A 6455-nucleotide genomic window follows, 5' to 3' on the forward strand; every position below is an offset into this window, starting at 1 on the left:
TATGATTTATTTTGTTATGTTATATTATTCCAGTAAAAAACAAGCTGAAATCTATGCTAAATTTAACTGAATTACATAATAATTACTGGAATTATATTTCCAAATTTGTTGTGATTGTTTGTACAAATTTTACGTAGATAATACCTGTCCAAAATTTTTCATTTCGTTTCCTGATATTTTTTCATAGGCTAAATTTAAACTTATTTCACCCTTGTATTCCTTTAATAGATATTCTTCAAATTCTTTTTGTATAGTGTTTATTTCTTCATCTAACCCCTTTATATTAGGTAACAAAATATAAAATTTCCCACCAGATGACATTATAATATTTGTACTATTTAAATTAAATTTGTTTATAATTTTATGACTTGCTAATTCTGATATAATTCCTAAAGTAAAAGATCTAGCCCTTAATCTTTTAGCAATTCCACCTGTTCCTATATTTGATGTGGCAAATATATATTTTTGTATTCCAGATAAATCTCCTACTAAAACCCCATATTTTTCTTTATCCTCATTAATTTTTTCTAAAGAAAAATCTTTAATATTTTCATGGTATCTATAAAGAGCTGCTATAAGGGCACTATTCATTTTAGTATGTTCATAAAAGGATATATCTGCAACTTCATCATTTATATTAATTGGTATACACCACATGTATTTTAAGATTAAACAAAATAATTGATCATAGAACTTATTAAACTCTCCCATATTTTCAACTATTTCTATAAACCCTTTTTCAAAACCATTTATTAGGTTTTTTTCATCCCTTATAAGATTTTCATTTGCTTTTTTGGGGAATATGTTTTTAATAGAGTATTCTTTCATTGGGTAAAATGACCGCTCTGGTAAATCTCTTCTTAATTGAATATTTGAAAATATAGAATCTAACAATCTACCTCGAAACTTTTCATCTCCTAGATGAATTTTTTCATGGATATGTTCATGTGCTTTTTTTATTATATGAATATATTTATTATATTTTATAACCTTACCTTCATCCATCAGTTCATAGTTTTTTAGAATACTAATTAATAAATCCACATCACATATATTTTTAAATTTGTTTTCATATTTTTCTATAAATGTATCATTACAAACACTTTTCTCATTTCTCCCTATTATTATCTGTAAATCCTTTAATATAGCTGCTAAAATTAGAGTGTTATACTTCATTTTCATACCTCTTTTCCTATGCAAATTAAAATCCTTAAAAATACATTTTATTACATAGTTTTCCATTTATCATTCTTATTCTTCATTAATCCACTATTTTCCTTTTTATTTACAAAAATAAATACAGCCCCATTTAGAGCTGCATTAATTTTATTTTTTATAAAGGTTTTGTTATCTCTACTTCTTCCCATAGTAATTGTAAGAACATTCCTATCATAAGTGCTAATACGGGATATATTAGTGTAATTTTCACATGATGTAAACTTCCCTTGATAATAGGATTTATCATTAGTAAATACGAATCATAGATTTTAGTCGTTTGATTTTCTCCTATCATTCCTTTTAAAAAACCTGTAATCACAAGTTCATTTAATATGTATATAAGTATATATGATTGACATAAACCCTTTAAAATTATATCTATAGCCCTTTTCCTAGCATATTCACTTTTCTTAACTCTATTTAAAACACTAGAGTATATATATGTAAAGGTAAGAGTTAATGATATAGCCATTATACATATTATTCTAATATAATCTAAATTTATAACATATTTATATACTTCTTCTCCAAGCAATAATAATGCATAACCTGTAATTATCCCCCCCAATACACGAGGGTAATATTTTCTTGTAAATATATATAACTTTCCAAATTTCTTGTATTTACATCTATTATATATACTTAATAACACTAGATAGACTATTATTACACAGTGAATATTCTGTTGAGCGACCCTGATATATTCAGTATTAAATGTCCTATTAAAGACAAACATTATGATCGGCAATAATAAAATAATTAAACATACAAAGTTGTTATCCAGTAGTAAATTCCTAATATTTCTATTTATACTTTTTTTATTTATTTTTTCTCCATCATTAGATATTAACTCCATAATATGACTTACTGATTCATAATCACTTTTTCTCAAAAACCAATTATCTATATAATATTCGACTTTTTTCTGGTTATTATAAAAATGTTCCTTAATTTTAATAATATTATTTTCTTCTTTTATAAATACATCTTTTATTTTATCCTCTAAGTCAGGCCCTACCTCTATTTTTCTTTCCACTGCAAAATTCAAGAAGGATGTATAAGATTCATAATACATATTTTTAAATAAATATTCATTAGTATTTTCTTCATACAATCTTTCGCACAACTTAAATTTCTTATATGCTAAATTCATATGAATTTCTTTGTAATCAAAATTATAATACAAGTCCACTTCTACTAATTTTAATAATTCATCAAATATTAAATAATACATTTGCCCTTCATATCTATCTATTTCTTCATTCATTGCATATTCATACATTGATATTTCCTGTCTAATACCATTTCGAAATCTATAATCTCTAAATAATTCTCCGCATAACTCTGCTACGACTTCTCTTACTTTAATACTTTTAATAATGTTGTGTACATAAATAGATTCTTCATTATTTTCCTCATATTCTATTCTAAAATCCACATGATTCCATATTATTTCCATAACCTTTATATTGTAATCTGTATTTCTTTCACACTTGAATATAATTTCTTCTTCGTTTAAATTAATCTTGTATTCTTCTATCTTCACATTTACAACTCCTACTATAATCTGCTAACTATACTGGATATAAATCTATTTCTATTGGAATTTGTATTGTGATTAAGATTTTCTCTATCTCCTTCAATACTTAATTTCTTTTCTATAAGGTCAATCAAAATGTCTCCAAAATCAGAAAATTTCTCTTCTTTTTTATCTACCAAAGATAACATACCTTTATTCTTTGCCTGATTCATGCCTTTCCTTTTACTATGACTAAATGCCTCTTTAATGTCTTTAAGTCTTCTTAAATATCCCTCATCCCAACTCACTATAGGTATCCTAGGCAAAACCATTACCTTTGTGGAAGCATCATATAGATAAAAAATATCTAAATCAAAGCCACTAGCAAAATATACTGCATAGGGTACTGCTGCTCTATATCCCCCTGTAATATTTAATATACACTTATGATTTTGCCTTTGAGAACTATGGTGTATGTCAAAAAATTTCATTAGTAAATTCCTAATACCATCCTTGATAAATTTTTCCGTATTCTCGCCAGTTTTAAAGCCTTCAATTTTATCTACATATATATCTATATTGTTATTTTTATAAATGTGTTTCATTAATGCCTTAATAAATTCTTTACTCTTTTTAGCCGATTCATATCCTTTTTCACTATCTGAAGCTAATATATATATTTTATTAATAATACTTACCTCTTCGTCCTCTAATAAATACTCACTAATATAGCCCTCTATGGAATTACATTCTGCCGATTTGCTACGAAGAAAATATTTTAGACTTAAATTTAAGTATTTATTTATTCTCTTTGTTTTTTCTTCTTTAATGCCTTTAAAAAAATCAATTATAGTTTCTCTACTAATCCTAAGTAGTTCTCCTATATTTTCATTAATTTCAATTTCATTATCTATTCTATCTCTTAGATCATTCTCATCCTTTGCTTCTACTAAAATATTTTTTATATTTTCTTCTAAGTCATAAATTTTATCTTTAGGAATTAGTTCTACAACATATTTTATCGTCTCCGAAATATTCTTATTCTCTGAGTATTTTTTATAGAAAATTTCTGATAATAATGTATCCTTCATTTTATCTGGATCATCTACTACATTATTACTTGCTCCACATGTACAAACTATATTTTTTTTATTCATTTTTATCCCCCTCGTTTGAACTTTCAAAATTCATCAATTTACATTTTAATTAATTTTATGATAACACTTTCAATTATTTTCCACAATATTCCACATATATTAATTGTCAATATTGTCTATTTAAATTTTATACAGCAATTTTTTTACAATATAAAACGACACTACTCTAATAACAGTAATGCCGTTTTATGTAAGTTTCATTAGATTCCCAAAGGGAATTATATGTTCTTCTAACCTGTTAATATTACCAATGTTAGGTTTAGCTATGATAGGGTTTCAATTCCCAAAGGGAATTATATGTTCTTCTAACGTAAACCAAAGATTTTGGATGATGGGATTTTAGAGATATTAAAGTTTCAATTCCCAAAGGGAATTATATGTTCTTCTAACCAGAAGAAAAACAATCTAATCCTGATGAATATAAATAGTTTCAATTCCCAAAGGGAATTATATGTTCTTCTAACTTAGAATGTTATATGATAAAAACGAATATAAACCAGTAAAGTTTCAATTCCCAAAGGGAATTATATGTTCTTCTAACCTGTAACTACTATTACTAAAGTTCAATCCATAAAAGAAGAGAGGTTTCAATTCCCAAAGGGAATTATATGTTCTTCTAACACTCCGGAACTAAATCTATAGTTCTTCGAAATCTAGCAGTTTCAATTCCCAAAGGGAATTATATGTTCTTCTAACTTAGAAGGTTGGAATATGGATTGGGACGAATTTGAGAGTAGTTTCAATTCCCAAAGGGAATTATATGTTCTTCTAACTGAGATGGACATGTATGGATACTAATTTTATACATCTAAAGTTTCAATTCCCAAAGGGAATTATATGTTCTTCTAACTAAAGAGTGGTATTTTTAAAAGTAGTGAGTTAGAACTATATGTTTCAATTCCCAAAGGGAATTATATGTTCTTCTAACAACTATTTACAAAACAAATATAGTGTGTTATTCTATAATGTTTCAATTCCCAAAGGGAATTATATGTTCTTCTAACTAGTAAATTATTCTCTGAAATATATAACACGCTAGTATTTATGGTTTCAATTCCCAAAGGGAATTATATGTTCTTCTAACTAGTATGGGCAAGCTTTTTGGAAGTGTAAGAGCACTGTCGGTTTCAATTCCCAAAGGGAATTATATGTTCTTCTAACTCTACCCCATTAGAACCATTGCAATTACTGGGCTAATTTACCCAAATGCGAGGGTCTCACTTTTTTCAATAAAATCTAGGATGACCATTTTTCAAAAACACCCTCAAATCCAGCAATATACTCATCGAGCATCTCCAGTGTTTTTTCATACCCAAAGACCCTCGCAAAATAAATTCCTTTCATTGCCTATATGATAACACTACATGTGATATTTTACAATATTTTCTTTTCCATCACCAACACATTCTTTCCCTCAAAGGCTATACCAACCTCAATTATATTGTCTATTCCCCTATTTACTAATTCTTGCCTATAATTTTTATCCTCAATCTGTTTTAATGCACCTTTAGCTGCCGTCTCTAGGGTTTCCTTGTCATATTTATCAACCTTCTTGAATTCCAAAATTATGCCATTTCTTTCTCTGTCCCTAGGAATTAATGCCACATCGTATCTTCCATATCCACTTTCCCTATTGGATTTAACCTCATAATCATCCCAAAGACCTATGAGGATTCCTAGTACAAAGGAGTGATATACCTTTTCACTTTCATTACCTGCCGTGTCAAAATAGCTTACACTTTTTAATACAAATTCCTTCAATATCTTTCCAAAGGTCCTTATGTCTCCATTAACTAGGCTCTTTAGCATAAGGTTAAATTTTTCCTTGTTTATATTTTCACTAAACCAAGACATAATTATTTCTTCATATAAATAGTTCACTTCCAAATTAGGAATTTTTAAATTGCAATAGACCTTTCCCCTCTTAAAGTTTTCATCTACTATCTTTAAATATCCGCTAAAAAGTAAGAAACTCCATAGATTCTCAGAATCCTTATTTACATCATTCATTACTATATCTTCATTTATGGATTTTTCTATGGATTTTCCTCTCATCAAATCTTCAAGTTCTATTTTTGCAGTTTCACCAGATCTGACAAGGACTTTTTTTACTAAATCATTACTACTAGTATTTACCCAATAGGGTCTAAATCCTTTTTTGTAGTTATCCACATAATTTAGTATGGACCAGGGATTATATATGGTTTCTTCTCCAAATGTATATCCATTATACCAATTTTTAACTGTATCCATTTCCCATTGAATGTTATAGTATTTAAGGATTTCTTCTACTTCATCTTCTAAAAAACCAAAGATTTTACTATATTCATCCCTAAGTATTGTACATACCTTCAAATTATTAAGTCCAGAAAATACACTTTCCTTTGCTACCCTTAATATTCCTGTGAGTACACCCTTTTCTGATGCTCCCACGCCTAAAGGCATGGGGTTCTTAAATATGTTAACTTCCCTTATACTCTCAACATAAGGCTTACATTATTACTAAATGCTCATGCCTACAACATTTAAGGACTAATTAATTTTTTTAAGACTTTCATTGA

General features: G+C 27.4%; 5 protein-coding genes and 1 CRISPR repeat array. All 5 genes read right to left on the minus strand.

The features are described 5' to 3' along the window. Positions 1–129: 129 nt before the first annotated feature. A complete protein-coding gene (gene cas10 / locus N4A57_RS00875; RefSeq protein ID WP_293655443.1) occupies positions 130–1176 on the minus strand; it encodes a type III-A CRISPR-associated protein Cas10/Csm1 in 1047 nt (348 codons plus the stop codon). A 50-nt stretch (positions 1177–1226) separates the two neighbouring features. Continuing rightward, on the minus strand, positions 1227–1367 hold the full coding sequence (locus tag N4A57_RS00880; RefSeq protein WP_293655444.1) for a hypothetical protein: 141 nt from the start codon (positions 1365–1367) through the stop codon (positions 1227–1229). Beyond that, on the minus strand, positions 1334–2764 hold the full coding sequence (locus tag N4A57_RS00885) for a hypothetical protein (RefSeq protein WP_293655446.1): 1431 nt from the start codon (positions 2762–2764) through the stop codon (positions 1334–1336). The genes N4A57_RS00880 and N4A57_RS00885 overlap by 34 nt, the downstream gene beginning before the upstream one ends. A 14-nt stretch (positions 2765–2778) precedes the next feature. Then, a complete protein-coding gene (locus tag N4A57_RS00890) occupies positions 2779–3894 on the minus strand; it encodes a hypothetical protein (protein ID WP_293655447.1) in 1116 nt (371 codons plus the stop codon). Positions 3895–4092: 198 nt separating this feature from the next. Continuing rightward, positions 4093–5055: direct repeats of the CRISPR family, unit length 37 nt; unit sequence GTTTCAATTCCCAAAGGGAATTATATGTTCTTCTAAC. A gap of 213 nt (positions 5056–5268) precedes the next feature. Beyond that, the gene (locus N4A57_RS00895; protein ID WP_293655448.1) at positions 5269–6339 is read right to left on the minus strand and encodes a PD-(D/E)XK nuclease domain-containing protein; all 1071 of its coding nucleotides are present in this window, start codon (positions 6337–6339) and stop codon (positions 5269–5271) included. Between the last annotated feature and the right edge of the window lie 116 nt (positions 6340–6455).

This window comes from Anaeromicrobium sp. (genome assembly GCF_025210435.1).
Taxonomy (GTDB): Bacteria; Bacillota; Clostridia; order Peptostreptococcales; family Thermotaleaceae; genus Anaeromicrobium.

Excerpts from the sequence above, each read along its gene's own strand:
- cas10 (WP_293655443.1), bottom strand. The coding sequence starts at position 1,176 with ATGAAGTATAACACTCTAATTTTAGCAGCTATATTAAAGGATTTACAG.
- N4A57_RS00880 (WP_293655444.1), bottom strand. The coding sequence starts at position 1,367 with ATGGGAAGAAGTAGAGATAACAAAACCTTTATAAAAAATAAAATTAAT.
- N4A57_RS00890 (WP_293655447.1), bottom strand. The coding sequence starts at position 3,894 with ATGAATAAAAAAAATATAGTTTGTACATGTGGAGCAAGTAATAATGTA.
- N4A57_RS00895 (WP_293655448.1), bottom strand. The coding sequence starts at position 6,339 with ATGCCTTTAGGCGTGGGAGCATCAGAAAAGGGTGTACTCACAGGAATA.